This is a genomic window from Thermus sp., from assembly GCF_056332225.1.
This window is the reverse complement of record NZ_JBWGQW010000103.1, coordinates 1-2,351: the sequence shown is the minus strand read 5'-3', so window position 1 is coordinate 2,351 and position 2,351 is coordinate 1. Positions and strand designations below refer to the sequence as shown.

At 67.4% G+C, this 2,351-nt stretch carries 2 protein-coding genes and 2 pseudogenes; all 4 read left to right on the top strand.

Annotation, left to right across the window (positions count from 1 at the left end; translation table 11 throughout):
* The first annotated feature begins 298 nt into the window (after positions 1–298).
* A complete protein-coding gene (locus tag AC01Y6_RS10175; RefSeq protein WP_476671392.1) occupies positions 299–727 on the top strand; it encodes a 3D domain-containing protein in 429 nt (142 codons plus the stop codon).
* 19 nt (positions 728–746) lie between these two features.
* Positions 747–1,862, top strand: coding sequence for an ABC transporter permease (locus tag AC01Y6_RS10170; protein WP_347240875.1), 1,116 nt, complete (start codon positions 747–749; stop codon positions 1,860–1,862).
* 48 nt (positions 1,863–1,910) lie between these two features.
* Positions 1,911–2,022, top strand: a pseudogene (locus AC01Y6_RS10165) (DUF3341 domain-containing protein); the annotation flags it as partial.
* 40 nt (positions 2,023–2,062) lie between these two features.
* Positions 2,063–2,351: pseudogene (locus AC01Y6_RS10160) on the top strand (hypothetical protein); the annotation flags it as partial.

Sequence of the window (2,351 nt, the reverse complement as noted above, 5' to 3'; positions counted from 1 at the left end):
GAAAAGTTCCCCGAGCTCGTGGTGGAAATCCTTCCCGGCGGCCCCGACCTCTACGCCTACCTGGGCGTGCTGGAGTAATTTCCAGCACGCCCTGCCCTTAGGCCGCCTTTGAGTGGAATGAAAGAAAGCTAAGGGCTATTATTAGTTTTCTCATCTAACCCCCCTAAAGAAGGTCCCTTTGGGGCGGGGATTTTGAGTTTTCAGAGCGCATCTAAAATAACGAGGCCCCCTTCCCATGAGGAGGGGGCTTCGCGGTTCTTAGGTTCCTCCCGTACTCCCGGGCATACTCGGGTTCGCTATGCGGGTTTGGCTTTGGCCTCTCCTCCTCGCCCTCGCCGTTGCGGGGGCCTTGGCAAAGACGGGCGACAAGAGGGTCCTAATCTTGCAGGCCACGGCCTACACCTCCAGCGTGCGGGAGACCGACAGCACCCCCTTCGTCACCGCCACGGGGATGCGCACCCGCCTGGGCATTCTGGCGGTGAGCCCGGACCTTCTGAAGGTGCTCCCCTACGGGACCAAGGTGCGCCTCGTGGACCTAGGCTCGGTCTACGGCCGGGGCCGGGGGCAGTTTGACTACCTCTTCGCCGAGCGCCTCTTCGTGGTGGCCGACGTGATGCACCCCAGGATGCGGGAGAAGGTGGACGTGTGGCTTCCGGACCGGGCTACCGCCTTGCGCTTCGGCCGCCGCCTGGTGCGGCTAGAGGTGGTGGAGTACCCCAGGCGCTAGACCCCGTATCCTAAGGAGCGTGCGGTTCGCCCTCTTTCTGGCCCTGGCCCACTTGAGGCGCCGCCCCCTGCAGACCGCCCTGGCCTTGGGAGGGGTGGGGGTGGGGGTGGCGGTGCTCCTGGCGGCCCTTTCCCTCGCCAACGGCTTCACCAGCGGCCTGGTGCGGGCCACCTTGAAGGCCTACCCCCACCTGGTCCTCTTTCGCCTGGGGGAGGGGCTTCCCCCCTTGCCTCCCCACCCCGAGGTGGAGGCCAGCGCCCCCTTCGCCGCCACCAAGGCCCTTTTGGTGCGCCCGGCCGAGGGGGCCAGGGGGCCGGGGGTGGACTTCGCCACCCTGGTAGGCCTGGGGGAGGGAGGGGAGTCCCTCTACCCGGAGCTCGGCCTGAGGCTTGCGCCGGGGGGGATCTACCTGGGGGCGGCCCTGGCGCAGAGCCTTGGGGTCTACCCGGGGGAGTCCCTCACCGCCCTTTCGGCCACCCAGGAGCGGCTGCGCCTGAAGGTGCTGGGTTCCTTCCGCACGGGGAACTACCTTCTGGACTCGGGATACGCCTTCGTGGACCTGGCCACGGTGGAGGGCCTTTCCGGGATGAAGGCCCAGGGCTACCAGGTGCGCCTCAAGGACCCCTGGCGGGCCAAGGAGGTGGGGCAGGCCCTGGCGGGCACCCGCTTCTTTCCCCAGGCCTGGCAGGACACCCAACGCACCCTTCTGGAGCAGCTTTACCTGCAGAAGCGGGTCCTGGGCCTCCTGATTTTCCTCATCGTGGCCGTGGCCGCCCTGGGGGTGGCCAACCTCTTGGTGCTCAAGGTGGTGGAAAAGGTCCCGGAGATCGCCCTCCTCCGGGCCATGGGGGCCTCGAGGCTCACCGTGGGGATGGTCTTCGCCTGGGAAGGGGCGCTTTTGGGCCTGGGAGGGGTGGCCCTGGGGAACCTCCTGGGCTACCTCCTCTGCCTCTACCTCTCCTGGCGCCCGGTGGGCCTGCCGGGGGAGCTTTACTTCCTCACCCACCTCCCCGTGGAGATGCGGGCATCCGACTTTTTGCAGGTAAGCGGGGCGAGCCTTCTCGCCACCTTCCTTTCCGCCCTTCTTCCCTTGGCCCGGGCCCTGAGGGTCCAGCCCGGGGTGGTCCTCCGTTAGGCGCAAAGGCCCCTCCCCCGAGGAGGGGGGACATTTGAGGCCCTGGTGGACCGGCCCGCCCTCCTTCGTCTACGCCTCGGACCCCCGGTTTGACCTCGAGGCCACCCGGGCCCTCTTGGAGGGCCTCGGGGCGGAGGTGGAGGAGGTACGCCGTGGCTAAGTGCCCACACCTTGGCTTCGCAACACGGGATGCCCAAGCTTTGGCTTTAGGAAAGCTCTTTTGGGGCCCCCACCGCGGCTTTGGCCGCGGTGGGGTACTTAGGCTTTGGCTCCTCTTCCTCCCCCTCCTCTCCGCCTGCGGCTGGATGTGGGACCAGCCCAAGGTCAAGGCCTTTCGGGAAAGCCCCCTCAAGGTGGAGGTGCCCCCCGAGCGGGTGCCCTTCGGGGAGAACCTGAACCCCGAGGTGCGCCTGGGCCTCAAGCCCGAAGGGGGCTTCGCGGAGAACCCCTTCGCCTTCACCGAGGAAGACCTTCTCCGGGGAAAGAGCC